The organism is Dactylosporangium sp. NPDC006015 (assembly GCF_040614215.1).
Taxonomy (GTDB): domain Bacteria; phylum Actinomycetota; class Actinomycetes; order Mycobacteriales; family Micromonosporaceae; genus Dactylosporangium; species Dactylosporangium maewongense.
In genome coordinates, this window is the sequence record NZ_JBEXUD010000010.1 from 269,714 (window position 1) to 296,210 (window position 26,497).

At 73.0% G+C, this 26,497-nt stretch carries 21 protein-coding genes; 9 read left to right on the forward strand and 12 right to left on the reverse strand.

Annotated features, from left to right (window positions below):
• Window positions 1–83 precede the first annotated feature (83 nt).
• From ABZ321_RS20530 to ABZ321_RS20540, 3 genes are all read left to right on the forward strand, one after another.
• Window positions 84–1,430 carry a hypothetical protein gene (locus ABZ321_RS20530; RefSeq protein WP_354893331.1) on the forward strand — a complete coding sequence of 449 codons (1,347 nt, stop codon included), beginning with the start codon at window positions 84–86 and terminating at the stop codon, window positions 1,428–1,430.
• Between the two features lie 163 nt (window positions 1,431–1,593).
• Window positions 1,594–5,127, forward strand: coding sequence for a DNA polymerase III subunit alpha (gene dnaE, locus ABZ321_RS20535; protein WP_354893334.1), 3,534 nt, complete (start codon window positions 1,594–1,596; stop codon window positions 5,125–5,127).
• 23 nt (window positions 5,128–5,150) lie between these two features.
• On the forward strand, window positions 5,151–6,506 hold the full coding sequence (locus ABZ321_RS20540; RefSeq protein ID WP_354893337.1) for a hypothetical protein: 1,356 nt from the start codon (window positions 5,151–5,153) through the stop codon (window positions 6,504–6,506).
• Here the strand turns inward: ABZ321_RS20540 and ABZ321_RS20545 are convergent.
• Both ABZ321_RS20545 and ABZ321_RS20550 read right to left on the reverse strand, forming a co-directional pair.
• Complete coding sequence (locus tag ABZ321_RS20545) at window positions 6,475–6,741, reverse strand: hypothetical protein (RefSeq protein WP_344502540.1); 267 nt, start codon at window positions 6,739–6,741, stop codon at window positions 6,475–6,477. The two genes, ABZ321_RS20540 and ABZ321_RS20545, sit on opposite strands and share 32 nt — an antisense overlap.
• A complete protein-coding gene (locus ABZ321_RS20550) occupies window positions 6,738–7,409 on the reverse strand; it encodes a cyclase family protein (protein ID WP_354893340.1) in 672 nt (223 codons plus the stop codon). Before ABZ321_RS20550 ends, ABZ321_RS20545 begins: the two co-directional genes overlap by 4 nt.
• A 73-nt stretch (window positions 7,410–7,482) precedes the next feature.
• On the opposite strand from ABZ321_RS20550, the gene ABZ321_RS20555 reads away from it, so the two are divergent.
• Complete coding sequence (locus ABZ321_RS20555) at window positions 7,483–8,361, forward strand: LysR family transcriptional regulator (RefSeq protein WP_344502538.1); 879 nt, start codon at window positions 7,483–7,485, stop codon at window positions 8,359–8,361.
• On the opposite strand, the gene ABZ321_RS20560 is transcribed toward ABZ321_RS20555, so the two are convergent.
• The gene (locus ABZ321_RS20560) at window positions 8,350–9,366 is read right to left on the reverse strand and encodes a hypothetical protein (RefSeq protein WP_344502537.1); all 1,017 of its coding nucleotides are present in this window, start codon (window positions 9,364–9,366) and stop codon (window positions 8,350–8,352) included. The two genes, ABZ321_RS20555 and ABZ321_RS20560, sit on opposite strands and share 12 nt — an antisense overlap.
• Window positions 9,367–9,530: 164 nt before the next feature.
• Here ABZ321_RS20560 and ABZ321_RS20565 point away from each other — a divergent pair, with 164 nt between their 5' ends.
• The gene (locus tag ABZ321_RS20565; protein ID WP_344502536.1) at window positions 9,531–9,938 is read left to right on the forward strand and encodes an HPF/RaiA family ribosome-associated protein; all 408 of its coding nucleotides are present in this window, start codon (window positions 9,531–9,533) and stop codon (window positions 9,936–9,938) included.
• 99 nt (window positions 9,939–10,037) lie between these two features.
• Here the strand turns inward: ABZ321_RS20565 and ABZ321_RS20570 are convergent, their stop codons facing one another.
• Window positions 10,038–11,429, reverse strand: coding sequence for a condensation domain-containing protein (locus ABZ321_RS20570; RefSeq protein ID WP_354893344.1), 1,392 nt, complete (start codon window positions 11,427–11,429; stop codon window positions 10,038–10,040).
• A 139-nt stretch (window positions 11,430–11,568) separates the two neighbouring features.
• Between ABZ321_RS20570 and ABZ321_RS20575 the strand changes: the two genes are divergently transcribed.
• The 3 genes from ABZ321_RS20575 (at window position 11,569) to ABZ321_RS20585 (ending at window position 15,472) form a co-directional block, all read left to right on the forward strand.
• Window positions 11,569–11,787: a ferredoxin gene (locus tag ABZ321_RS20575; RefSeq protein WP_354893347.1), complete on the forward strand. Its 219-nt coding sequence runs from the start codon at window positions 11,569–11,571 to the stop codon at window positions 11,785–11,787.
• A gap of 48 nt (window positions 11,788–11,835) precedes the next feature.
• A complete protein-coding gene (locus ABZ321_RS20580; RefSeq protein ID WP_354893350.1) occupies window positions 11,836–14,619 on the forward strand; it encodes an AAA family ATPase in 2,784 nt (927 codons plus the stop codon).
• Between the two features lie 61 nt (window positions 14,620–14,680).
• Window positions 14,681–15,472, forward strand: coding sequence for an alpha/beta hydrolase (locus tag ABZ321_RS20585; RefSeq protein ID WP_354893353.1), 792 nt, complete (start codon window positions 14,681–14,683; stop codon window positions 15,470–15,472).
• A 150-nt stretch (window positions 15,473–15,622) separates the two neighbouring features.
• On the opposite strand, the gene meaB is transcribed toward ABZ321_RS20585, so the two are convergent.
• The 7 genes from meaB to ABZ321_RS20620 form a co-directional block, all read right to left on the reverse strand.
• The gene (meaB, locus tag ABZ321_RS20590; RefSeq protein WP_354893356.1) at window positions 15,623–16,597 is read right to left on the reverse strand and encodes a methylmalonyl Co-A mutase-associated GTPase MeaB; all 975 of its coding nucleotides are present in this window, start codon (window positions 16,595–16,597) and stop codon (window positions 15,623–15,625) included.
• Window positions 16,594–18,714: a methylmalonyl-CoA mutase gene (gene scpA, locus ABZ321_RS20595; RefSeq protein ID WP_344502530.1), complete on the reverse strand. Its 2,121-nt coding sequence runs from the start codon at window positions 18,712–18,714 to the stop codon at window positions 16,594–16,596. The genes meaB and scpA overlap by 4 nt, the downstream gene beginning before the upstream one ends.
• Window positions 18,711–20,462, reverse strand: coding sequence for a methylmalonyl-CoA mutase subunit beta (locus ABZ321_RS20600; protein WP_354893360.1), 1,752 nt, complete (start codon window positions 20,460–20,462; stop codon window positions 18,711–18,713). Before ABZ321_RS20600 ends, scpA begins: the two co-directional genes overlap by 4 nt.
• Window positions 20,463–20,668: 206 nt before the next feature.
• The gene (locus tag ABZ321_RS20605; protein WP_354893363.1) at window positions 20,669–21,955 is read right to left on the reverse strand and encodes an ArsB/NhaD family transporter; all 1,287 of its coding nucleotides are present in this window, start codon (window positions 21,953–21,955) and stop codon (window positions 20,669–20,671) included.
• Window positions 21,956–22,092: 137 nt separating this feature from the next.
• Window positions 22,093–22,437 (reverse strand): hypothetical protein, encoded by a 345-nt coding sequence (locus ABZ321_RS20610; protein ID WP_344502527.1) that lies wholly within the window; start codon window positions 22,435–22,437, stop codon window positions 22,093–22,095.
• Window positions 22,438–22,493: 56 nt separating this feature from the next.
• The gene (locus ABZ321_RS20615; protein ID WP_354893367.1) at window positions 22,494–22,757 is read right to left on the reverse strand and encodes a hypothetical protein; all 264 of its coding nucleotides are present in this window, start codon (window positions 22,755–22,757) and stop codon (window positions 22,494–22,496) included.
• Complete coding sequence (locus ABZ321_RS20620) at window positions 22,754–23,101, reverse strand: MmcQ/YjbR family DNA-binding protein (protein WP_344502525.1); 348 nt, start codon at window positions 23,099–23,101, stop codon at window positions 22,754–22,756. Before ABZ321_RS20620 ends, ABZ321_RS20615 begins: the two co-directional genes overlap by 4 nt.
• A 279-nt stretch (window positions 23,102–23,380) precedes the next feature.
• Between ABZ321_RS20620 and ABZ321_RS20625 the strand changes: the two genes are divergently transcribed.
• Window positions 23,381–25,933: an EAL domain-containing protein gene (locus ABZ321_RS20625; RefSeq protein ID WP_344502524.1), complete on the forward strand. Its 2,553-nt coding sequence runs from the start codon at window positions 23,381–23,383 to the stop codon at window positions 25,931–25,933.
• A 9-nt stretch (window positions 25,934–25,942) separates the two neighbouring features.
• On the opposite strand, the gene ABZ321_RS20630 is transcribed toward ABZ321_RS20625, so the two are convergent.
• A complete protein-coding gene (locus ABZ321_RS20630) occupies window positions 25,943–26,443 on the reverse strand; it encodes a chemotaxis protein CheX (protein ID WP_354893371.1) in 501 nt (166 codons plus the stop codon).
• Window positions 26,444–26,497: the final 54 nt, after the last annotated feature.

Here is a 26,497-nt window from a genome sequence, read left to right on the forward strand (position 1 = left end):
CCGCCGATACAAAAGACGCGAAAGCCGCCGCAGAAGCAGCTGACACAGAAGCCGCGAAAGGTGCAAAAACCGACGGGCAGGACGTGCAGGTCGACGTCGGAGGGCCCGCCACCGCCGACACCGGGACCGACGCATCCCTCGACGCCGCCGTACACCTCGCCGGCGAGATCCTGCTCACCGGCGCGACCCACGTCGGCCCCGGGCTGGCGGCCACGGTCGCCGAGGTGCGGCAGCGCCTGGACCGGGCCGGGCTGCGCTGGCCGCTGCTGGCCGTCGGCGACCTCGAGGAGCAGCTCGCGGCGTACGGGCAGCGCGCCACCTCCTACAGCCACGAACGGCTCGCCGGGCTGGTCGCCGAGCTGCACGCCAGGCACCGCGCGGTCACCAGCCGGTGTCACGCCCTTCCGGCAGCTCCCGGCGCCGGCCTGCGGGCCAGGATCCTCGGCACGCGGGAGGCCGCGGAGACCCCGATGCGCCGCGCCCGGCTCGACGGGCTCGGCTGCCGGCTCAGGACCGTCGGCGACGAGACGCAGGTCGAGATCTACTTCGCCCACGCGGACAGCGCCACCGTGCTGGTGCTGCGCCGGCCGTACCGGGAAGGCGGCCGGGTCGCCGGAGCCACCGCCGCCCAGCTCGCCGGCGGCACCGTCGTGACCGAGTCGGCGGTCCGCAGCGCCAGCCGCACCGTGCGCCTCGCCACCAGCCGCGTCGCGAAGACCACGGTCACCCCGTCGCAGGGCATGTGGACGGCCCTGCCGGACGCGCTCGTCGTGCGGGACCTGCGGGACCTCGCCGCGCACCTCGACGGGCTCCCGCCGCGGGTCGTGCGGCCCAGGGTCGAGGCGGAGCTGGTGCGCGTCGTGGAGGTCGCGGAGGTCCGGTCCGTGCACTACTCCCCGGGCGCCCAGCGGCTCGACGCCGTCGTCGCGGCCCCGGCCGGCGGGGTGGCGACGATCACCGCGACCCACACCGCGGCCGCGCCCGGCGCCCTCGACGCGATCGCCGCGGCGCTGCGGGGTCCGGTCCGGGCCGTCGCCGGCATCGTCGGCAGGACCCGCGGCATGATCACCGTCGAGCCGCTCGGGTTCGCGGTCGGCGACGACGCCGTCGTGGTCCCCGACCTGGCGCCGGCGGGCGGGTTCCGGGTCGACGGCGGGCCGGTGCTCGACGAGGACCCGCTCCGGCACGCGGTCGGCGCGGCCTCGGCGCTGCTCGCCGAGGTGCCCCACCGGGGCCTGCGGATGCTGCCGCCGACGTTCGCCGGCCGGCTGCGCGACGCGGAGCAGACGTTGCTGCGGGTCGGGCTGCGCCGCGCGGCCGCCTCGGTCGGCGCCCTGCGGGAAGGGCTGGGACCCGACCCGGACGACGCGACCGTGCGCCTCTGGGTCGACGCGTACGTGCGGCTGCTGGTCACCGCCGAGCTGCAGTGACCCGGCCGTGACGGACCGTCGAGGCGGCGGCGGTTTTGTCCGGTCTGCGTGTGCCGATTCTGGGCCGCAAGAGGGATCACATCCGCCCGACGGCGTGTCGATCATGAACCGTGGCTAGGCTGACGCGCCGGAAGTGAAGGACAGCTGAACAGGGGGGCGCAGCATGGCCGACTCGTTCGTGCATCTCCATGTGCACACCGAGTACTCCATGCTCGACGGAGCGGCGCGACTGAAGGACATGTTCAAGGAGGCGAACCGTCTCGGCATGCCCGCCGTCGCGATCACCGACCACGGCAACATGCACGGCGCGTACGACTTCTACAAGCAGGCGACCGCCGCGGGCGTCACCCCGATCCTCGGCGTCGAGGCCTACGTCGCGCCCGAGTCGCGGCTGCACAAGCAGCGCGTCAAGTGGGGCCGCCCCGACCAGAAGGACGACGACGTGTCCGGCTCCGGCGGGTACACGCACAAGACCATCTGGGCGAAGAACAGGACCGGCCTGCACAACCTGTTCCGGCTCAACTCGCGGGCGTCGATCGAGGGGCACTTCGTGAAGTGGCCCCGGATGGACATGGAGATCATCGCCGAGCACGCCGAGGGCCTGATGGCCACGACCGGCTGCCCGTCCGGCGAGGTCCAGACGCGGCTGCGGCTCGACCAGTTCGACGAGGCGCTGAAGGCCGCCGCCAAGTACCAGGAGATCTTCGGCAAGGACAACTACTTCCTCGAGGTCATGGACCACGGCCTCGACATCGAGCGGCGCGTCCGCGAGGGCCTGACCGAGATCAGCAAGCGGCTCGACATCCCGCCGGTCGTCACCAACGACTCGCACTACACGCACCAGGCCCAGGCCGAGGCGCACGACGTGCTGCTGTGCGTGCAGACGGCGGCCAACATCAACGACCCGAACCGGTTCCGGTTCGGCGGGTCGGGCTACTACCTGAAGTCCGCCGACGAGATGCGCGCCGTCGACGGCTCCGACCTGTGGCAGCAGGGCTGCCGCAACACGCTGCTGGTGGCCGAGAAGGTCGACACCGACGGCATGTTCAAGGAGCGCAACCTGATGCCGCGCTTCCCGGTGCCGGAGGGGGAGACCGAGGAGTCGTTCTTCCGGGCCGAGGTCGCCCGAGGGATGGCGCGCCGGTTCCCCGAGGGCATCGACGAGGAGCACCAGCGGCAGGCCGACTACGAGACCGACATGATCGTGAAGATGGGCTTCCCGGCCTACTTCCTCGTCGTGTCCGACTTCATCCTGTGGGCGAAGAACCAGGGCATCGCCGTCGGCCCGGGGCGTGGCTCGGCCGCCGGCAGCCTGGTGGCGTACGCGATGGGCATCACCGACCTCGACCCGCTGCCGCACGGCCTGATCTTCGAACGGTTCCTGAACCCCGACCGTATCTCGATGCCCGACATCGACATCGACTTCGACGAGCGCCGGCGCGGCGACGTCATCCGGTACGTGACGGACAAGTGGGGCGAGGACCGGGTCGCGCAGATCGCCACCTTCGGCACGATCAAGGCCAAGGCCGCCATCAAGGACTCGGCGCGGGTCCTGGGCTACCCGTTCGCGGTCGGCGACCGGATCACCAAGGCGATGCCGCCCGCGGTGATGGGCAAGGACATCCCGCTCACCGGCATCTTCGACCCGAACCACCCGCGCTACTCCGAGGCGGTCGAGTTCCGCGCGCTGTACGAGAGCGACCCCGACGTCAAGAAGGTCGTCGACACGGCGAAGGGCATCGAGGGGCTGATCCGCCAGACGGGTGTCCACGCCGCCGGCGTCATCATGTCCGCCGAGCCGCTGATCGAGCACGTGCCGCTGATGCGCCGCGACGCCGACGGCGCGATCATCACGCAGTTCGACTACCCGACGTGCGAGACGCTCGGGCTGCTGAAGATGGACTTCCTCGGCCTGCGCAACCTGACGATCATCGACGACGCGGTCAAGAACATCGAGCGCAACCACGGCATCAAGCTCGACCTGCTCAGCCTGTCGCTGGACGACAAGGCCGCCTACGAGCTGCTCGCCCGCGGCGACACCCTCGGCGTGTTCCAGCTCGACGGCGGGCCGATGCGCTCGCTGCTGCGGCTGATGAAGCCCGACAACTTCGAGGACATCTCCGCGGTCCTGGCGCTGTACCGGCCGGGCCCGATGGGTGCGAACTCGCACACCAACTACGCGCTGCGCAAGAACGGGCAGCAGGAGATGACGCCGATCCACCCGGAGCTGGAGGAGCCGCTCCAGGAGATCCTGGGCCCCACGTACGGGCTGATCGTCTACCAGGAGCAGGTGCAGCGCGCCGCGCAGAAGCTCGCCGGCTACACCCTCGGCCAGGCCGACCTGCTGCGCCGGGCCATGGGCAAGAAGAAGAAAGAGGTCCTGGAGAAGGAGTTCGTGCCGTTCAGCGACGGCATGAAGGCCAACGGCTACAGCGCCGACGCGATCAAGAAGCTGTGGGACGTGCTCGTCCCGTTCGCCGACTACGCGTTCAACAAGGCGCACACGGCCGGCTACGGGCTCGTCTCGTACTGGACGGCGTACCTCAAGGCGAACTACCCGGCGGAGTACATGGCCGGGCTGCTGACCAGCGTCGGCGACGACAAGGACAAGATGGCCCTGTACCTGTCGGAGTGCCGGCGGATGGGCATCGACGTGCTGCCGCCGGACGTCAACACGTCCGCGGGGCCGTTCACGCCGGTCGGCAAGGACATCCGCTTCGGCCTCGCCGCCGTGCGCAACGTCGGCCACAACGTCGTCGACGCGATCGTGCGCTGCCGGCAGGCCGCGCCGTACAAGGACTTCCACGACTTCCTGTCGAAGGTCGACGCCGTCGCCTGCAACAAGAAGACGATCGAGTCGCTGATCAAGGCCGGCGCGTTCGACTCGATGGACCACCCGCGCCGCGGGCTCCTGGCGGTCCACGCCGACGCGATCGACGCGTACGCCGACATCAAGAAGAACGAGGCGATCGGCCAGTTCGACCTCTTCGGCGACGCGTTCGGCAGCGACGACACCGGCGGCGGCGCCCCCGCCATGACCGCCGCGATCCCGCAGATCGAGTGGGACAAGCGGGAGCTGCTCACGTTCGAGCGGGAGATGCTCGGCCTGTACGTGTCCGACCACCCCCTGTTCGGCCTCGAGTCGGTGCTCGCCAAGGCCGCGGACACGGCGATCAGCAGCCTGTCGGAGGAGGGCTCGGTGCCGGACGGCGCCGTCATCACCCTCGCCGGGATGCTGACCGGCGTGCAGCGGCGCATCACCAAGCAGGGCAAGCCGTGGGCGTCGGCGAGCCTGGAGGACCTCGGCGGCGCCGTCGAGGCGTTGTTCTTCCCCAACACGTACGAGCTCGTTGGCCAGTACATCGCCGAGGACGCGATCGTCGTGGTCAAGGGCCGCGTCGACCGGCGGGACGAGACGCCGCGGCTCATGGCGATGGACCTGTCGATGCCTGACGTCACCACCGCGGACGAGAACCGGCCGGTGGTGCTGTCGCTGCCGGCGAACCGGTGCACGCCGCCGCTGGTCGACCGGCTCAAGGAGATCCTGCTCAACCACCCCGGCAAGGCCGAGGTGCACGTGAAGCTCAGCCACGGCTCGCGGATCACCCTGCTGCGCCTCGGCCCGTACCGGGTCGAGCCGACCACCGCCCTGAAGGGCGACCTGAAAGCGCTGCTCGGCCCCAACAGCTTCTCGTAGAACGGTCGCGATAGGGTCGGCGGGTGCAGACGTCGCGTCGGTCGCTGTGGCTCTCGCGGCGCGCCCGCTGGTCCGCCGCGGTCGTCGCGGTCCTCGTCGTCGCCGTGGTCGCCGGCGCGTTCGTCTACCGGCTCAACCAGCGGCCGTATGCGTTCGACCGGCTGACCCGCACCGGCGAGGCCGCCTTCCCGGGCGCCGTCGAGGGGCCCGGCCTGCGCGCGTTCCTGGACAGCGGCCGGGCGTTCGTCGGCTATCAGGCCGGTCCGGGAGCCACTGGGCGCTTCCACCTGCGCGCGGTCGACGTCGACAAGCCCGGCGAGCCCCCGATCTGGACCAACTCGGCCCTCACCGCCGTCGAGTCGTTCAGCTTCGCCCGCGGCTCCGTGATCGTCACCGGCGCCCCGGACACCGCCGGACACCGCACGATCACCCTGCTCAACGCGAACAACGGGGTGCCGTTCATCAGGTTCGACGTCGTCGCCGGGGACCGCTGGGAGCTCGTCGGCAAGTACTTCGTGCGGTACCGCGGCGCCGACCACAAGCTCGTCGTCACCGACGTCGGCACGCAGAAGGAGATCGCGACCCTCGACCAGCCGGGTGGCGCCGGCAGCTTCTGGCTGACCGACAACTGGAGCCACCAGCAGGTCCCGACGTCGCCGGACGGCGCCGCCCTCGACGAGCCGCTGACCGTCGACCCGCACCTGGTCCGCGCCGTCGCCGGCGGTGGCATCGAGGTGATCAGCCTGTCCAGCGGCAAGCCGGACGACGCCGCGCCGGCCGTCGCCGCGCCCGAGGACCTCGTGTACCCGTACGAGGAGCAGGTCTTCGTCGCCGGATCCGGCCCCGGGTACCGGATCCAGGCCCGCGACCGGTTGAAGCTCGACAAGGTGCAGTGGACGTGGACGTCACCGGACCCGCAGGTGCGGGTGCGGTCGCTCGCCGCCTGCGGGGAGCGGCGGGTCTGCGCGGTCGAGGGGCACCGGGTGACCGCGCTGGACATCCGCACCGGCGAGGTCGCGTTCCGCGTCGACGTCGACGCGCCCCGCACCCTGCTGCCCGTCGGCGAGCGGCTGATGCTCCGCGACGCCGACGGCGCGGTGCTGCTCGACGACGCGGGGCAGGTCGTGCGGCGCTGGCCCGGCCGGCGCGCCGCCCGCCTCGACGACGGCAGCTACCTGCTGCTGCCGGTCGACGTGCCGGCCGGCCCGTACACCTGGCTCGGCGTGCAGGCCGACAACGGCGCGACCCGCGACCTCGGCGCCCTGGACGTGCCGGTCGACACGTGCACGTGGAGCCACACGTACCTGGCCTGCGCGGCGGCGCCCGGACGGTTCGTCTTCTACCGGGTCAGGACGCCCTGGTACTCGGGGCGGCTCTGACGGCCCGGCGCCGCGCCAGCCGGAAGATCGCGACCGCGCCGATCGCCACCCACACGACGTTGAGCACCGCGGACGGCCACGCGCCGTTGACGGCCGAGTTGAGCGCGAGAGCCGCGCCGCCGGTGATGTTGAGGCCCTGGAACACGGCACCGTCGCCGGTGATCCGTTTCGTGGAGACGAGGGCGTACGCGGCGAGCAGCCCGGCCGCGCCCGCCCAGCCGATCAGGGCGATCACGACAGCACCGCGTAGGCGCGGACGGTGAACGTGCCCATGCCGGCGATCCGCGGCGGCACCGCCGTGAACCGGAACCCGTCGACCGGCAGCCGGTCCAGGTCGTTGAGGTGCTCCACGACGTAGATGCCGGCGTCGAGCAGGCCGGTGTGCGCGGGGCGGGTCAGGTCGGCGACGTCGTCGATGTTGACCGAGTCGATGCCGACCAGCGCCGGGCCTCTGCGCACCAGCCACTCGACGGCGTCGCGGGTCAGGAACGGCGCGTCCGGGTCGCCGTAGGCGGGCTTCCCGAAGTGCTTCGACCAGCCGGTGCACACGAGGACGGCGCAGTCCGTGACGTCGCCGTACGTGCCGGCCTGCCGCTCCAGCAGCGCCGCGTCGACCGCGCGGACACCGGTCGCGTCGACGAGGACGCCGGGCAGGTCCGCGACCCGTTCGAGGGGGACGTCGGTGAGGTCGCCGCGGCCCTCGAAGCGGTGCGCGGGCGTGTCCAGGTAGGTGCCGGTGTTGGCGATCAGGTCGATGCGGCCGATCTGGAAGTCGGTCCCGGGCGCGTACCTGCCGCGGGCGTCCTCGCGGGACAGGTAGTCGCTGATCACGGGCCCGGGCATGCCCGGATAGGTGACCAGGCCGGCGTGGACGGGGTGGCTCAGTTCGATGAAGCGTCGCACACCTGCGATCGTGGCAGACAGCGCAGCTAACGTGTGAGCGAGAATTCCTACAGTTGCACTGAAGCAGGACTGCATGAACCTGGACCCGCGCCGCCTCGCGGTGCTCGCCGCGATCGCCCGCCGCGGCACCCTCGCCGGCGCCGCCGCGGCGCTGCACGTCACCCCGTCGGCGGTGTCGCAGCAGCTCGCGCAGCTGGAGCACACCGTCGGCCGGCCGCTGGTGGACCGGTCCGGGCGGCGCGCCGTGCTCACCGCCGCCGGCCGGGTCCTCGCCGTCCGCGCCGAGGCGATCGAGCGGGAGCTGGCCGAGGCGGAGCGGGAGCTGGTCGCCATGTCGGGCCGCGCCGCCGGGCTCGTGCGTGTCGGCGCGTTCGCGACCGTGATCCGGCACCTGCTGATCCCCGCGATGGCCCGCCTCGCCCGCGACCACCCCGACGTGACCTGCTCGATCACCGAGCTCGACGGCCCGCCCGCGCTGCGCGAGCTGCGCCTCGGCGGCCTCGACGTGACCATCACCGAGCGCGACGCCTCGCTGGGCCTGGAGTCGCGGCGGCAGGTGAGCGTGGTGCCGCTCGGCGAGGACCCGTACCGGGTCGTGGTGCCCGCGGGCTGGCCGCCCGTGCTCTCCTACGGCGACCTCGCCGACTGCCCGTGGATCGCCGGGCCGCCGACGTCGACGACCGGGCAGGTCCTGGACCGGCTCGGCCGCGAGCGCGGCTTCACCCCGCGGCGGGTGCACGCGTGCGTCGACTACCCGGTCGTGCTCGCGCTCGTCGCCGCGGGGCACGGCGCCACCATCGTGCCGGACCTGGCGCTCCGTGACGCGTTGGCGGCGGGTGTACGGGTGACCGACCTGCCCGTCGCGGGCGCCCGGCGGCTGGACGCGCTGGTCACGGCGGGCAGAGCGGCGCTGCCGGCGGTGACGGCGCTGCTGTCGGTGCTAGTAGATTGACATGTGCACGTGGTTGGTGTGGTCGCTGCTCGGGTCGCCCTGGCCGCTGTTGTAGGCGTGCCAGCCGCCCGCCGGCGTCCAGATCTGCTTGAACCAGATCACGTACATCACGCCCAGTGCCTGCGCGTTCTTGATCAGCCACGCGGCGAGCTGGGTGCCGTACTCCTTCGACGCGCCCGCCGCCACCCCGCCGAAGCCCTTCACGTCGGCGGCGAAGTCGCAGGCCCGGCCCTTCGGGTGCTCGTAGGGCTCGCCCGGTGCCCGCCAGCACGACACGAAGTGCAGGAACCCGGCCCTGCGCACCTCCTGCAGCGCGTGCAGGGTCCGCGGCGTGAGGCAGCCGCCGGTCGTCGGGTCGTCGGTGCCGCACGACTCCGCCGCCCAGGAGCCGTCGGCCAGGCGCGGCGCGGGCTCGGCCACCTTGGTCGTGGTCTTGCCGCTCCACGTGGTGGACACGTCGACGGCGGCCATCGACTGGGCGAGCGCCTCCTCCAGGTCGGCCTTCTGCTTCGCCATCACCGCCATGCTCGCCTGCTGCGTGCCGACCTCGGCGTCGATCGTCGCCTTCGTCCTGATCAGCTCGGTCCGCATCGCCGTCAGCCGGGTGAGCCGGGCGGCGTTGCGCCGGGCGATGACCTCCAGTGTGCTCACCCGGTCGGCGAAGACCCCCGGCGTCCGGCTGTCCAGCAGCGTCGCCGCGCTGCGCAGCCCGCCGCCGTTCTGGTACGCGGCGACCGTCATCGTCTGGGTCTCGTCGCGCAGCTTCGCGTACTCCGGCTCCAGCTTCTGCTGCTGTTCCTCGAGGGCCTTCTGCCGTTGCAGGGACGCGGTCAGGGCGTTCTGCGCGTCGATGTAGGCGCGGTTCGCCTCGTCGAGCTTCTGCATCAGGGCAGGGTCGCCCCCCTCGCCGGCGTTCGCGGGCGAGGCCGTGCCGAGCACCACGGTCGGGGTGAGCAGGATCGCGAGCGCTGTCACGACGGCGACGATCCACGGAGGTCTGGACATACTGTCCCCTTCATCGGCCGCCGACCGGGCGAGCTGACGGATTCGGGCCGGAATCATCGCCAAGGGTGGTGGACTAGCCTCCTAGGAAGGATTGGGGGACATGAACCGGGTCATTGAGGGGTAAGCGGTCAAAGTCAAGGCAAGCAACGGAAGGGGTCTCGGACATGTCGAGAAGTGCTACGAGCACACCGGCCACCGTCGAGGACTGCCTGCGCGTCGGCGCCGGCTTCTCCCAGGGCGACAGAGTCTGGATCGCCGAGCAGTTCGCCACGCTCGACACCCACCTGGCCGCGTTCCCGGTCGACGCGACGGAGATCGAGGTGTCGGTGAAGGACCGCAACGCCCGCGGCCAGAAGGTCACCCTCGAGTGCTGGACCCCCGGCCACCCGAAGGCGGTGACCACATCGACGGAGGAGGACCTGCACGCCGCCATCCTGGAGGTCCGCGACGACCTGCGCCGGCGCCTGGCCGAAGCCAAGACCCGGCAGGTGCCGCGCCACAACCGTCACCTCCGCGAGAGCACGATCGCTGACGTCATCTCCCCCGAGCTGATCCCGCGCCCCAGCACCTGAGCGTGCGGTGTCTCGCGGCCCGGCCACCGGCTTTCCGGTGACCGGGCCGCCGCCGTCATCGTCGCGTCACGGGCCTTTGAGCATGGTGGTGCGGGGCCGTCACGGGCAGGCGGCGTCGCGGTACAGCGTGCCGGTCGTGACGTGCTCGTCGAGCGCGGCCTTCACGACGAGGCGCTCCAGGCCGTCGAGGAAGCCGAGGGGGCCGCGCTCGCCGAGGAACCCGTGCTCGGCGCACAGCATCAGCTCGGCGGTGTCGCTCAGGTCGGTGAGGAACATGAAGAAGTTGGCGCCCTTGGGCAGGCGGTCGATGACGGGGGCGCGCAGCTTCGTCGCCGGCAGCGCCGCGTGGATCGCGTCGGCGAGGTCGGCCGGCGGCGCCGGCGGCGGCTGGTCCTGCGCGACGAAGCGGGTGTCGTTGAAGAAGCAGTAGCCGTCGGGTGTGATCCCGCTGCGGGCGGCGATCTCGGCGAACAGCGACTCGAGCCGGCGTGGGTCGTACTCGCAGTGGGCGTACGCCAGCAGCGCGGCGTCCGAGGCGCGGTGCAGCAGGTCGCCGACGGTCTCGGCGGGCCGGCCGGTGAAGTCGAGCCGGAAGAGCGCGTTCTGGTTGAAGGCGCCGACCAGCGCGCGGCTCGCCGGCCGGAAGCGGGTCGCCACGATCATGCGGAGCAGGGCCTCGGTCTCGCCGGTGTACGCCGCGAGCTGCAGCGCCGTCCCGGCCAGGAGCACCGTCGCCGGTGGGACGCCGGCCCGGGCGGCGAGCCCGTTCGCGGCGAGCGCCAGGGCGGGGGACTGGATCAGCCCCCAGTCGAGGTTGGGCGGCCGGCCGTCGCGGACGCTCTCGATCATGCGGGTGGGGACGCCGGTGAGGTGTTTCGCCCAGTAGGCGAGCGCCTTCGCCTCTCTGCGCAGGCCGACGGCGGACGTCTCGTACTCGACGCGCTGCAACGGCTGCTGGCCCGGCTCGACCGCGACCGGTGGGTCCTGCAGCAGGTTGAGCAGGTCGCCGCGCACGATCGCGAAGCTCCCGCCGTCGACGGCCATGTGGCTGGCGGCGAGCAGGACGGTGACCGGGGCGTCGTCGCGGACCAGGATCGCGACCCGGAGCGGCAGGTCGGCGCCGATGTCGAACCACGGGGCGCGCAGCGCCTCCCCGAGCTCCGCGGCGGCCTCGTCGGTGCCGCGGTCGCCGATGTCGTGGACCCGCAGCGGGATGTCGCCCTCGCCGACGACCCGCTGCCGGGGGCCTTCGGGGGTGTCGGCGTACAGGGTGTGCAGCGAGTCGTGCCGCTCGACGAGCCGCCGGAGGGCCGCGAGCACGCCGCCGAGGTCGTTGTGCGGTGGGACGGGGCACCGGGTGAGCAGGTTGAGGGTCGAGTCGCGCGGCGGCAGCCAGCGCAGCACGTCCCAGATCGCTGTCTGCGCCCAGATGAGCGGTCCTTCGGCGGTGCGTCCGGAGCTGAAGTGCACGCTGGCGGGGTATGCAGACATGGAGCCACCTTCCGACCGGGTCAGGGGGTGAGCGCCTCAAAAGCTACGACCGAAGTTGAACTTTTTCAATCGTCCGTACGAATCTTGCCAACCTGGCTCGGGTCGGCAAACAATGGCGCAGTTCGATAGGTTGGTGTGTATGTGGCGGATCACCGTGGACCACACGTGCATCGGCTCGGGCAGCTGTCAGGGCATCGCCCCGGACCGCTTCGAGCTGGACGACGTCGAGGGCCGGGCTCACCCGGTCGACCAGGACGTGGCCCCCGACGACGAGGCCGTCCTCGACGCGATGGCTTCCTGCCCCATGGAGGCGATCAGCGTCGTCGACCTCACCACCGGGAAGCCCGTCGACATCTGAGTGTCGGTGAGGGCCGGCCCGGTTGGACACGGGGGCGGCGGAGGTTGAATGCTCGTCGGTGTGAGCAGGTCGACCGGTCAGCGTCTTCTCGGGCGTGACGATGAGGTGCGCACACTGTCCGGGCATCTGGACGCGGTCGACGTCCGGGGGTGTGCGGTCGGGTTGCTCGGCGAGCCCGGAGTGGGCAAGAGCGCGCTGCAGGCGGAGGTCGTGGGGCACGCGCGGGCCCGTGGGTTCACGGTGCTGGCGGCGCGGGGGAGCCAGTCGGAGACGCATCTGCCGTTCGCGAGCCTGCACCAGGTGCTGCGGCCGCTGCTGCCGCGGGCCGAGCGGCTGCCGGCCATGCAGCGCGACGCCCTGCTCGCCTGCTTCGCCATGGGCGACTCGGCCGAGGTGAACCCGTTCTTCGCGTTCCTGGCCGTGCTGGAGCTGCTCGTCGACCTGGCGCGGCGGACACCGGTGCTGGTGTGCCTGGACGACCTGCACTGGATGGACCGGCCGTCGATCGACGCGCTCGCCTTCGTCGCCCGCCGGATCGACAGTGAGCGGGTGGTCGTGCTGTGCACGTCGCGGACCGGGCCGCTGCCGTTCGCCGACCCCGGCACGGTCGAGTGGATGGAGCTCGGCGGCATCGACGAGGCCGCCGCGGCGGCGTTGCTGGAGGCGCGGGCGCCGCGGCTCGCCCCGGCGGTGCGTGACCGGGTGCTGCGGCAGGCCGGCGGCAACCCGCTCGCCCTGATCGAGTTCGCGACCACGCTGGAGTCGGGGGAGCACGCGTGGACCGAGCTCGACGACGACCTGCCCATGACCACCCGCCTGGAGCGGGCCTTCGCCGCGCGGGCCGAGCACCTGGGCCCGGCCGTGCGCGCGGTGCTGACCGTGGCCGCGGTCGACGACGGTGACGACGTCAACGACGTGCTCGCGGCGGCGCGGATCCTCCACGGTGCGCCGGTCGACCGGGTCGCGGCGCAGCCGGCGTTCGAGCACGGGCTGCTGACGGTGGCCGGGGACCGGTACCGCATCACCCACCCCCTGGTCGGCTCGGCGCTGCGGCAGGCCATGCCGCCGGCGACGCGCCAGCAGGCGCACGAGGCGCTCGCCCGGGTGCTGGCCGCGCAGCCGGACCGGGCGGTGTGGCACCGGGCCGCCGCGGTCTCCGGGCGCGACGAACGGATCGCGGCCGAGCTGGAGCAGGCGGCCGGGAACGCCCAGCGCCGCGGCGCGATCGCGTCCGCGGCGGCGTGGCTGGAGCGGGCGGCGGCGCTGAGCCCGGACCCGCAGGCGCAGGCCGCGCGCCTGCTCAGCGCCGCGGAGCTCGGCTACCAGCTGGGCCGCTTCGACCAGGTCGAGCAGATCAAGGCGCAGGTCGCGGGGGTGACGCTGCGGCCCCGGGACCGGTCGCGGCTGATCTGGCTCGAGGGCGTCTTCCACGACGGGTCCACGGGCGAGCCGGCAGAGGTGCGGCACCTCGTCGACGAGGCCCGGCACGCCACCGCCGGCGGGGACGTCGAGCTCGCCATGCAGCTGCTGGTCGGCGCGGCCCGCCGGGTCTGGTGGCGCGACCCGGGGGAGCGGCTCCGGCACGCGATCGTCGAGGCCGCCCGGGAGGCGGACGTGCCGGCCGGCGACCCGCGGCTGCTGGCCATCCACGCGCTGTCGGAGTCGCACGAGCAGGGACCGGCGGTCATCGAGCAGCTCGCGCGGTGGCCCGCGGACGCCGGCGGCCGCCCCGACCTGGCGGGCCTGCTGGGCATCGCGGCGTTCTGCACCGGTGACTTCCCCCGGGCCGTGACGTTCCTGTCCACCCCCGTGCACGAGCTGCGCGCGCAGGGCCGCATGAGCCTGCTCGCCGAGGCGCTCGCGATCCGGGCGTGGGCCGAGATCTACCTGGGCACGTTCGACGCGGCGAGCTCGGCGGACGAGGCGATGCGGCTCGCGGACGAGACGGGCCAGTCGCTGTGGGCCGCGACCGCCCGCATCGCCGTGGCCCTGATCGACGGCGTGGGCCGCGGCTGGGACACGCACCACGTCCTGCTCGCGGAGGCCGAGCACACGGCGCTGCGGACCCCGAACGCGGCGTCGTCGCTGCTCGCCGGTGTGCAGCTGGCCCGCGGGATCGCCGAGCTGGGCGCGAACCGGCCCGAGCCGGCGTACCGCGAGCTGCTCCGTGTGTTCGAGCCCGCGGATCAGGCCTTCCAGCGGGTGCAGCAGGTGTGGACGCTGGGCTATCTGGCCGACGCGGCCGTCCACACCGGCCGGCACGCCGAGGCGAGGTCGGCGCTGGCCGCGATGGAGCGGATCGCGGGGTCGTCGCCGGCGACCGGATCGACGATCGCCCTGGAGTACGCCAGGGCGGTGCTGGCGGACCACGGGTCGGCCGAGACGCTGTTCCAGCTCGCCGTGGACGGTGCGAGCCGCCGGCTGCCCTGGCACCGGGCCCGCGCCGAGCTGGCCTACGGCTCGTGGCTGCGCCGGCGGCGGCGGGTCGTCGAGTCCCGCGAGCCGCTGCGCGCGGCGCGGGCCGCCTTCGAGGCCGTCGGCGCCCGCGCGTGGGCGCAGCGGGCCGACCAGGAGCTGCGGGCGACCGGCGAGCGCGGGTGGCAGCCGACCCCGCACCCGCGGGACCGGCTGTCGCCGCAGGAGACCCAGATCGCCGAGCTGGCCGCGCAGGGCCTGTCGAACCGCGAGATCGGCCAGCGGCTGTTCCTGTCGCACCGCACGGTCAGCTCACACCTGTACCGCATCTTCCCGAAGCTCGGCGTCGGCTCCCGCGGTCAGCTCGCCGCCGCGCTGTCCCACCAGGTTCAGTCGTCTGACGCTAGCCGCGACTGAAGCCCGCCGGCGTACCGTGCTCACGACCGCTGCACCTGCCCGCGTCGAGTGGAGACGAACCGTGACCACGCCCGTGCTCTTCATCCATGGCCTCTGGCTGCACGCCTCGTCGTGGGACCCGTGGATCCAGCTGTTCCGGGACGCCGGCTACGACCCGCACGCCCCCGGCTGGCCCGGTGACGGCGCCACGGTCGAGGCGTCGCGGCAGCACCCCGACGCGATCGGCGACCACGGCATCGACGACGTCGTCGAGCACTTCGCCGGCGTCATCGATCGGCTGCCCTCGCCGCCGATCCTGATCGGGCACTCGTTCGGCGGGATGATCGCCCAGAAGCTGCTGGGCCAGGACCGTGCCCTCGCCGCCATCGCGATCGACGCCGCCCAGATCAAGGGCGTGCTGCCGGTGCCGCTGTCGGCGCTGCGGGCCACGCTGCCGGTCTTCAGGAACCCGGCGAACCTGCACCGGGCCGTCTCCCTGACCGCGGAGCAGTTCCGGTTCGCCTTCGCCAACACCGTCTCCGAGCAGGAGTCCGACGAGCTCCACGAGCGCTGGACGATCCCCGCGCCGGGCAAGCCGCTGTTCGAGGCGGCCACCGCGAACTTCGACCCGCACTCCCCGGCGAAGGTCGCCACCGACAACCAGACCCGCGGCCCGCTGCTGCTGATCGCCAGCGGCAAGGACCACACCGTCCCCGAGTCGGTGACCCGGGCGACCCTCAAGCAGTACCGCCACTCCGAGGCCGTCACCGACCTCGTCACGTTCCCGGACCGGGCGCACTCGCTGACCATCGACTCCGGCTGGCGCGAGGTGGCGGACACCTGCCTGGCCTGGCTGAAGCAGCAGTCCCTGTGAACCTCGGCCGCACCGGCCGGCGAGCCGTCGTGACCGGCGCGAGCAAGGGCATCGGCCTGGCGGTCGCCCGGGCGCCCGGGTCGCCGCCGGCGCCCGCCACGGCTCCGCCGAGCTGAGCGCGCTCCCGACCAGGGCGCCGCCTGAGGTTCGCTACGCCGAGCGGTGGAAGGCGGCGAGGATGGCGTCGGCCGCCTGGCCGGGGGTCATGGTGCCGGCGCGGACCTGGGCCTCCAGGTCGGGGGCGAGGGCCCGCACGTCGGCGTCGGTGCGCAGCCGGTCCAGGAGGGTCGCGCGGGCGGTCTCCCAGATCCACGCGACCCGCTGGGCCTCGCGGTGGCGGTCGAGGGCGCCCGACGACGACAGGTGGTCGTGGTGGGCCTCGAGGCGGGACCAGAGGTCGGGCAGGCCGGCGCCGGTGAGGCCGCTGCAGGTGACGACCGGCACCTGCCAGTCGCGGGCGCCGGACGTGTGCAGCAGGCGCAGCGCGCCGGCCAGCTCGCGGGCGGCCTTGCGGGCGTCGGGCTCGTGCGGGCCGTCGGCCTTGTTGACGGCGATGACGTCGGCGAGTTCCAGGACGCCCTTCTTGATGCCCTGCAGTTGGTCGCCGGTACGGGCGAGCGCCAGCAACAGGAACGTGTCGACCATCCCGGCGACGGCGGTCTCGGACTGGCCGACGCCGACGGTCTCGACGAGGACGACGTCGTAGCCCGCCGCCTCGACGACGGTCATCGCCTCGCGGGTCGCGCGGGCCACGCCGCCGAGGGTGCCCGACGTGGGCGACGGCCGTACAAAGGCGGCGTCGTCGACGGCGAGGCGGGCCATCCTGGTCTTGTCGCCGAGGATGCTGCCGCCGGTGCGGGTCGAGGACGGGTCGACGGCGAGGACCGCGACCCGGTGCCCGGCGCCGGTGAGGAACGTGCCGAGCGTGTCGATGAACGTGGACTTGCCGACGCCGGGGACGCCCGTGACGCCGACGCGGCGGGCCCGGCCCGCGTGCGGGGTCAGCGCGACGAGCAGCTCCTGCGCCTGGGTGCGGTGGTCGGGGCGGGTCGACTCCACGAGGGTGATCGCCCGCCCGATCGACGCGCGGTGCCCGGCGAGCACCCCCTCGAGGAGAGCGGTCACCGGCGCAGTTGGGCGAGCAGGTCCAGGGCCGCGGAGGCGATCACCGTGCCCGGCGGGAAGATCGCGGCGGCGCCGGCGGCGCGCAGCTCGTCGAAGTCCTGCTGGGGGATGACGCCGCCGACGATGACGAGGATGTCGTCGCGGCCGAGGGCGGCGAGGGCGTCGCGCAGCGCGGGGACGAGGGTAAGGTGCCCGGCGGCGAGGGAGTTGACGCCGACGATGTGCACGTCGGCCTCGACCGCCTGGCGGGCCACCTCGTCCGGCGTCTGGAAGAGCGGGCCGACGTCGACGTCGAAGCCGAGGTCGGCGAACGCGGTCGCGACGACCTTCTGGCCGCGGTCGTGGCCGTCCTGGCCCATCTTCGCGACGAGGATACGGGGGCGGCGCCCCTCCTCCTCGGCGAACTCGGCGGTGGCGGCGCGGACCCGGTCGATGAGCTCGTCGTTGCCGGCTTCGTCGCGGTACACCCCGGAGATGGTACGGATCTGCGCCGTGTGCCGCCCGAACACCTTCTCCAGGGCGTCGGAGATCTCCCCGACGGTGGCGTGCGCGCGGGCCGCCGCGACCGACAGCTCCAGGAGGTTGCCGTCCGACGCGGCGCCGGCCGACAACGCGTCCAGGGCGGCCTGCGTCGCGGCGGAGTCGCGGGAGGCGCGCAGGCGCGCGAGCTTCGCCAGCTGCTGGGCGCGGACGGAGGAGTTGTCGACCTTCAGGACCTCGATCGGCTCGTCGGCGTCGGGCCGGTACTTGTTGACCCCGATCACCGGCTGCCGGCCGGAGTCGATGCGGGCCTGGGTGCGGGCCGCCGCCTCCTCGATGCGCAGCTTCGGGATGCCCTCGTCGATGGCGCGGGCCATGCCGCCGGCCGCCTCGACCTCCTGGATGTGCTGCCAGGCGCGGGCCGCGAGGTCGTGGGTGAGGCGCTCCACGTATGCGCTGCCGCCCCACGGGTCGATGACCCGGTTCGTGCCGGACTCCTGCTGCAGCAGCAGCTGCGTGTTGCGGGCGATGCGGGCGGAGAAGTCGGTCGGCAGCGCCAGGGCCTCGTCGAGGGCGTTGGTGTGCAGCGACTGGGTGTGGCCCTGGGTGGCGGCCATCGCCTCGACGCAGGTACGGACCACGTTGTTGAACACGTCCTGCGCGGTCAGCGACCAGCCGGACGTCTGGCAGTGCGTGCGCAGGCTCAGCGACTTGGGGTTCTTCGCGCCGAACTCGCGCACGAGCTTCGCCCACAGCAGCCGGCCGGCGCGCAGCTTCGCGACCTCCATGAAGAAGTTCATGCCGATGGCCCAGAAGAACGACAGCCGCGGCGCGAACACGTCGACGTCGAGGCCGGCGTCGCGGCCGGCCCGCAGGTATTCGACGCCGTCGGCCAGGGTGTAGGCGAGCTCCAGGTCGGCGGTCGCGCCGGCCTCCTGGATGTGGTAGCCGGAGATGGAGATCGAGTTGAACTTCGGCATCTTCTCCGAGGTGTACCGGAAGATGTCGCTGATGATCCGCATCGACGGCGCGGGCGGGTAGATGTAGGTGTTGCGGACCATGAACTCTTTGAGGATGTCGTTCTGGATCGTGCCGGACAGCTGCTCCGGCGCGACGCCCTGCTCCTCGGCGGCGACGATGTAGAGGGCGAGCACGGGGAGCACCGCCCCGTTCATCGTCATCGACACGCTCATCTTGTCCAGCGGGATGCCGTCGAAGAGCTGCCGCATGTCGAGGATGGAGTCGATCGCGACGCCGGCCATGCCGACGTCGCCGGCGACCCGCGGGTGGTCGGAGTCGTAGCCGCGGTGGGTGGCGAGGTCGAAGGCGACGGACAGGCCCTTCTGCCCGCCGGCGAGGTTGCGGCGGTAGAAGGCGTTGGACTCCTCGGCGGTGGAGAACCCGGCGTACTGGCGGACCGTCCACGGCTGCGTGGTGTACATCGTCGGGTAGGGCCCGCGCAGGAACGGGGCGATCCCCGGGTACGTGTCGAGGAAGTCGAGCCCGTCGAGGTCGGGTGCGCCGTGCACGCCGGCGACGTCGATGCCCTCCGGGGTCGGCCACGCCTCGGCGGGCTCCGGCGGGGTGGCGTCGACGCGGGGGGTGCCGAGGGCGACCTCGGTGAAGTCGGGGATCACGGCGCCACCAGTCCCAGGTCCAGATGTGTGCGGCGGAGCACGGCGAGTGCGTCGCAGCCGGTGTACAGGTAGTCGTCGACGTGCTCGTAGCCGGCGGGTTTCCCCGCCAGCCAGACGGTCTTGACGCCCTCGGCCTTCAACCGGCGGGCGGTGTCCTCGGCCTCCTCGGCGTAGGAACGGTCGGAGCCGCAGATGCACGCCACGGTCGTAGACGGTCCATTGTGGACCGTCCGGATGCCGCCGGCGGCGAACAGGTTGGCCGCGAACGACGCCCGCGCGGTGTGCGCCGCGACCGGGCCGAGCGTGACCAGGCTGACGACCTGGTCCGAGCCGTCGGCGGCGTCACGCAGGGACTCGAACGCCTCGGCGTACCGGTGCCGCGGCAGCCCACCCGAAGGTGCCTGCGGCGCGGGGGAGCGGACCGGCCGCCGCTCCTCCAGGGACGCGAACTCGCTGACGCCGGTGATCGGGTCGAGGCGGTGCGCGATCCGGTCGGCGCGGCGCTGCCAGGTCGCGGCGACCCGGTCGGCGACGAGCCCGCCGCCGAGCGCGGCGCCCATCCCGCCGGCCCGCTCCACCTCGACGAACACGTCCCAGGCGGCGTGCGCGAGCGCGTCGGTCAGCGACTCCACGAACCATGAGCCGCCGGCCGGGTCGAGGACCCGCGCCACGTGCGCCTCCTCGACCAGCAGCGTCGAGGTGTTGCGCGCGATCCGCCGGGCGAAGCCGTCGGGCAGCCCGAGCCGCGCGTCGAACGGCAGCACCGTCACCGCGTCGGCGCCGCCGACCCCGGCGGCGAAGCAGGCGACGGTGGTGCGCAGCAGGTTCACCCACGGGTCGCGGGCCGTCATCATCGCCGCGCTCGTCACCGCGTGCTGCACCTGCGCGCCGAGGTGCGGCACGTCGCAGACGGTCGCGATCCTCGACCAGATCCGCCGCGCCGCCCGTAGCTTCGCGATCGTCGCGAACTGGTCCTGGCCGGCCGCATAGCGGAACTCCAGCTGGCGCAGCGCCATGCCGGCGCTCATCCCCGCGTCGACGAACGCCCGCAGGTACGCGACCCCGGTCGCGGCGGCGAAGCCGAGCTCCTCGGCGTCGCTGCCGCCGGCCTCGTGGTAGGGCGTCGCGTCGACCGTCGCCACCGGCACGTGCCGCGGGGCCTGCTTCGCGAGCCGGCCCAGCAGGCCGAGGTCGGCGGGCTCCCCGGTCTTCGCCTGCCACCCGAGCGGGTCGGCGCCGAGGTTGCCGCGCTTGTCGTCACCCGGCAGCCCGAGGAACACGCGCGCGGCGTCCTCCGTCGCGGCGCCGCAGTCGAGCACGACGGGGGCGAGGTCGAGGTACACGCCGTCGAGGACGTCGGGGATGCTGCCGGGCGCGATCCCGTCGAGCCAGATCGAGGTCGCCCCGTTCTCCAGGTCGGCGAGGATCGCCTCGCGGGTCGCCTTCGCGTCGGGGTCCGCGTGCCGTTGCCGCACGTCCCACGGCCGCGGCTGCGCGCTGCCGCCGCGGATGAACGGCGCCTGACCCGGCCACCCGGCCGCCGGCAACCCGGCCGCGTCGGCGGCGGTGTACAGCGGCGCGACCGCGATCCCGTCATAGGTGGCGCTGCCCAGCAGCTCCGCGACCGCCTCCGGCGGCGTGCCGTCGTCGGCGGCACCGGTCTTGCGCAGCACCGCCAGGGCCAGCCGCTGCCACTGCTCCAGGTCACCGTCGGCGAAGTCGGCGCCGAGGCGCACAGCCTCACTCATGACCGGATGTTAAGGGCCCGCGACGGCGACCCCGCAGCCGTTGTGAAATGGTCCACCCGTCGAATATCTCATCGTTTCGTCCGCTTCGCCGCTCCGACAAACCCCAGAAATGTGAAGCGCGGTGGACCGGACCGGACCTGGTCGCGCCGCGGGTGACCGCCCCGGTGGCTGGGGCGGTCACCCTGTGTGGGCCGGTGGGGCGTGGGTCAGGAGAAGTAGCGCAACCAGACGTAACCCCAGGCGATGACGGTGGTCATCACGGTGGTGACGATGCCGTAGCGGGTGAACTGCCAGAAGCTGATCGGCTCGCCGGAGCGGGCGGCGATGCCCAGCACGACGACGTTGGCGCTGGCGGCGACGGCGGTGCCGTTGCCGCCGAAGTCGGCGCCGAGGGCGAACGCCCACCACAGCGACTGGCCGGTGGCCGGGTCGGGGGTGGTCGCCACGATGTCCTCCACGATCGGGGCCATCGTCGCCACGTACGGGATGTTGTCGAAGAACGCGCCGAGCACGGCGGATCCGAACAGCAGCCCGGTCGCGGCGAGGAACCAGTCGTCGCCGACCTGGCCGGTCGCCCAGGTGCCGATGCGGTGGATGACGCCGGTCTCGACGAGCCCGCCGACCATCACGAACAGGCCCATGAAGAACACCAGCGTCGACCACTCCACCTCCTCCAGGTAGGCGGCGGTGGGGACCTGGGACACGAGCACCATCAGCCCGGCGCCGAGCAGCGCGATGATGGCCGGCTCGACGTGGATGACGGCGTGCAGCGCGAAGCCGGTGACGACCAGCCCGAGGACCGCCAGGCACCGGATCAGCAGCCGCCGGTCGGTGATCGACGCGCGCTCGTCCATGGCCATGACCTCGGCGACGCGCTCCGGGTGGTACTCGAAGCGCTTGCGGAACATGACCCACGCCAGCAGCACGAACAGCACGAACAGGACGACGACGATCGGTGCCATGTGCACGACGAAGTCGTTGAACGTCAGGCCGGCGCGGCTGCCGATGATGATGTTCGGCGGGTCGCCGATGAGCGTGGCGGCGCCGCCGATGTTGGAGGCGAGGGCCTCCGCGATCAGGTACGGCGCGGCCGGGATGCCCAGCTTGCGGCACACCAGCACGGTCACCGGCGCGACCAGCATGATCGTGGTGACGTTGTCGAGGAACGGCGACGCGACCGCGGTGATGACCATGAGCATCACGAGGAGTTTGTACGGCCGGCCGCCGGAGCGCTTCGCCGCCCAGATGGCGAGGAACTCGAAGACGCCGGTCTGCTTGATGACCCCGACGATGATCATCATGCCGAGCAGCAGGAAGATAACGTTCCAGTCGATGCCGGCGTGCTCGGAGAAGAACACGTCCTTGCCGGGCACCAGGCCCAGCAGGGCCATCATGCCGGCGGCGAACAGGGCGACGGCGACCCGGTGGACCTTTTCGGTGGCGATGAGGGCGAACGCGACCGTGAAGATGACGATCGCGGCGATGGCGCTCACCGGCGGCCCGGCGGGCCGTGCGGCGTGACGAACTGACGCGGGCGTTGCGGTATGCGGTACATGACGGAACCTCCTGAGGGACAACGCGACGAAACCGTCGACCCCGGCGGGGTCACGGCTGTGGAAGGCGTGGAACCTCAGGAAGTGGGCGGGCCCCGGCAGCCCGGGGTGGCACCGCATCGTCCACTGTGGACGTGGGATGGGCCGGCCGCCGCGGACCAGCGGGCCGCCGGCGGCGTGACGTCGACGGTGGCGGGCAGCACCACGAGCCAGTGCGCCCCGTCGGCGCCGGTGTCGCCGGTGCGGGGGAGCTTGCGCCCCTGGGGCGCCTCCGCGCCCGGTGCCGCCGACGCGACGCTCGCCGTCCGCGCGACCTGGAACGTGTCGCCGGGCAGCGTGTGGTGGGCCTGGGTCAGGCCGAGCAGCATGGCGCAGATGCTCAGCGCGAGGCTGACCGCGGTCGTGCGCAGTGCGGTCCTCACGCCTCACCTCCACCCCGCTCGCCGAATCCGCAAGGCTACCAGCTGTCCGGCACCCGTCAGTGTGGAAAAGGCCGCGCGGGCCGCGGCGTGACGCCGGCGCGGAACTGCCCGATGCGGGCCACCACCTGCTCCATGCTGACCGTGTCCTCGAGCGTGTCCAGGTACAGCACCCGGCTCGCCAGGCCGACCTTCCCCTGGGCGCGCAGTGCGAGCGCCAGCGGCAGCCCGGCGTACACGTCGAAGCCGCCGCCCGCCCCGGCGACCAGGACGCTGCGCGCCCCGGCGAGCGCCGCGAACAGCGGCGGCACGGCCAGGCTCAAGACAGGCTCTGGTGCCAGGCGGCGTAGACGCGCTTCGGGACCACCATCCGCCACGCGTCGACGATCAGGTCGCGCAGCTCCTCGCCGCCGAGCTCGGCGAGGTGGCCGCAGACCCAGTTGAACCGCAGGTCCGACAGCGGCGGCAGGAAGAACCGGCCGGGGTCGGTCGCCACGAGGGCGTCGCGCTCCTCCTTCGGGAACGCGAACCCCAGCGTCGTCTCGTCCTGTGACAGCGCCAGATAGACGATGCTGCCCACCCGGAACTTGACCCGGTCGCGGATCAGGTGCTCCGTCGTCCGCGGCAGGCTCAGCGCCACCGCGCGTACCTCGTCGACGCTCCCCATCGGCTCATCCTGGCATGCCGGACCCGCCCCGCAGGGCCCCTGCGAGCGGCGGGCAAACCCGCCCTGTTACCCGTCCTGGCGCGCCGCTCACATCGCCCCCGAGGCGTATGCCATCAAAGCATCGCAAAACGGGCGAAGTTTCGTCCGATCGGGTGACCTTGACGTCACCCCGGGCCGCGCTCGTCGTTGCTGGGGGCAGCTAGGACCCCCTGCCGAGCGAGCGAACGGACCGACGCGATGAAACCGGGTATCGGTGGCGCGCACAGATCACGAGGCCGGATGCTCATGGCCTCGGCACCGCTCACGCTGACCGTCGCGGCGGCCGTCCTCGTCGGCGGGCCGCCGCTCGGGCTGCCGGCCGAGGTCGCCGTCCTCGTCGCCGCCGCGGCCGCGGTGACCCTGCACGCCGCCTGGCTGCTGCGCCTCGCGATCGGTGCCGGCCGGCAGCACCCGCACGCGGACGAGGCCGTCGCCGCCGCGCCGAAGGCGCTGCCGCGCGGCACCGTGTTCAGTCTCGTGGCGCTCGCTCTGGGAGTCTTCGGCGCCGGGGTCTCCGCCGTGGCCACGCCCGTCGCCGGGTACGTCGCGCCGGTCGCGGGGGCGGCGCTCGTGGCCGGCCTGCTGAAGCTGCCCGGGGTCACCGTCGACACGCCCGGCGCGTTCCGGCGGGCGCTCGACGGGATCTGCGTCGCACTGTGGAAGTTCCTGACCCTGCTCGTCCTCGTGCTCGAACAGCACGGCGACCCCAGCCCCACCGTCTTCACCACCTGCCTGCTCGCGATCGTCGGCATCACGGTCGCGGTCGTCAGCGGCGTACGGGCGCCGTTCCCGCGCTGGGCCGCCGTCACCGCCGCCGGGGGCGTCGCGCTCCTGGTCCTCGGCCTGGCGGTGCTGCCGCTGCGGCCCGCCGGCGGCGGCACCTGGCTGCTCGTCGCGGGCGGCCTGCTCGTCCTCGGGTCGGTGCTGGTCTGGGCCGGGGCGTGCCGGTCGGTGTACGTCGACCGCCGGCCCGTCCGGCCCGCCACCGACGGCACGCTGATCGGCGACCCGCTGCTCGTCGCGCCCGTCCTCGCCGGCGCCGCCGCGGTGCTGTACGCGCTCGTCAGCCGCGGGCAGCTCGGCACGCCCGCGATGGTCATCGGCACGCTCGCCGTGCTGGCCGTCGCGGTACGCGAGCTGCTCGAGGCGGTCGCGCTACGCCGGTACAGCGGCCAGCTCGACGCGCAGGAGGCGACCTTCCGCACGCTGGTCGCCGGATCCTCCGACGTCATCGTGGTGCTGGACCGGGACCTGTCGGTGCGGTGGCAGTCGGCGGCCGCGGCGCGCCGGTTCGGGCTGTCGGACCAGGACGTGGTCGGCCGGCCGTTCCTGCAGCTGGTACATCCCGGCGACGCCGATGAGCTGGCCCTGGACCGGACGTCGCCGCAGCCGGTGCGGGCCAGGATCCAGGACGGGTTCGGGGCGTGGCGGCCGGTCGAGGTCAGCGTCACCGACGAACGCGGCAACCCCGAGGTCGACGGCGTCGTCGTGCACCTGCGCGACGTCACCGCCGAACAGGACCTGGAGCGCAGCCTGCAGCGCACGCAGCGGACCGACCCGCTGACCGGGCTGGCCAACCGCGGGACGCTGCTGGCCCACCTCGAAGACAAGACCGGCCACCTGATGATGATCGGCCTGGACGGCTTCGCGGGCGTCAACGACCTGCACGGCTCCGACGTCGGCGACGCGATGCTGGTCGAGGCCGCCGCCCGCATCCGCGCCGCGATCGGCAAGGGCGACGTCGCGGCGCGGCTCAACGGCGACGAGTTCGCGGTGTACACCGGGGTCGACAAGGTCCACGCGTTCACGCTCGCGACGCGGCTGCTCGGCGACCTCGGCGAGCCGTACCCGCTGCCCGGCGCCGACCTGCAGCTGTCCGCCGGGATCGGGCTCGCCCCGGCCGGCGGCGGCGCCGAGGAGTCGCTGCGCCGGGCCGGGCTGGCGCTGCGCCGGGCGAAACGCGGCGGGCGCGGCAAGGTCGAGTGGCACGACGCCGCCGTCGAGGACGCCTTCGTGCGGCGGGCCACGCTCGAGCAGCACCTGCCGCAGGCGGCGGAGCGCGGCGAGCTCGACCTCGCGTACCACCCGGTCTACGACCTCGTCGAAGGCCACCCGATCGGCGTGGAGGCGCTGCTGCGCTGGCGGCACCCCACCCTCGGCACGGTCCCGCCGCGGGAGACCCTGGAGGTGGCGCGGGAGCTCGGGATCACCGGCGAGATCCACGACTGGGTGCTCAACCAGGCGTGCCGGCAGCTGTCGTCGTGGCAGCACGAGGGGTACCAGCTGTGGATGTCGGTCAACGTGGCGATCGACGACCTCGTCGCCGAAGGGTTCGCCGGCCGGCTCAGCCTCGCCCTCGACAGCCACCAGATCGACCCGCCGGACCTGGTCGTGGAGCTGTCGGAGCGGGAGCTCGGGGTGGACCTCGACCGGGCCGTCGAGCCCCTGGCCACGGTGCGGGCCATCGGGGTGCGGACCGCGCTGGACGGCTTCGGCACGGGCGCCACGTCACTGGCGCACCTGCGGCGGCTGCCGACGGACGTGCTGAAGGTCGACGGCGCCCTCTTCGCGGCGCAGCCGGCCGGCGGCGGGGCCGCGGCGCCGATCATCGACGTCGTCGTGAGCCTCGCGCAGCGGCTCAACGTGACGGTCGTCGCCCACGGTCTGGAGGCGGAGCGGCACCTGCAGGTCGTGCGGACCGCGGGCTGCCGCTACGGCCAGGGCCACTACTACGGCACGCCGGCACCGGCGGAACGCATCGAGGCCGCGCTGGTGCGGCAGCGAACCTGGTGACCGCCACGGTCACGCCATGCGGGTGGTGACCGGCCGGTCCCGGTGCACGTGCAGCACGCTGAACGTGATCGGCTCGTCCGGCTTGCCCTGCCAGCCGACGGCGAGCCGGTGCGTCTCGCGGGTCGACGGGAACAGCATCTTGCCGGTCGCGACGACGGGCAGCCCCAGCTTCGCCGGCTGCGCGCCGCGGTTCTTCAGGTTGCCGCCGACGACGTTGATCAGCTCACCCATCGCGTCGGTGACGTCCTGGTCCGTGACCTCGTCGGGCTCCATGGCGAGCATCAGGCCGGTGATGTCGTTCGCCGCCGCCGCCGGTACGAGCACCCGCACGTGACCCTCCCAGGCACCGGTGATCGAGACGGCGGCGGTGATCGGACGCATGTCCAGCACCGGCTCGTGATCGGTCGCCTGGGCGTCCGGCTGCTGCAGGTACGCGTCCCAGACCTCGTTGACGATCTCGACGAGGTCTGTGTCGGCGAGGCCGGACTCGTTGAGCGAGGCGTCCACCATGCGCACTCCAGAGGTCATCGGAAGCTGTACCCGTTACCCGCATGGTGACAGCCG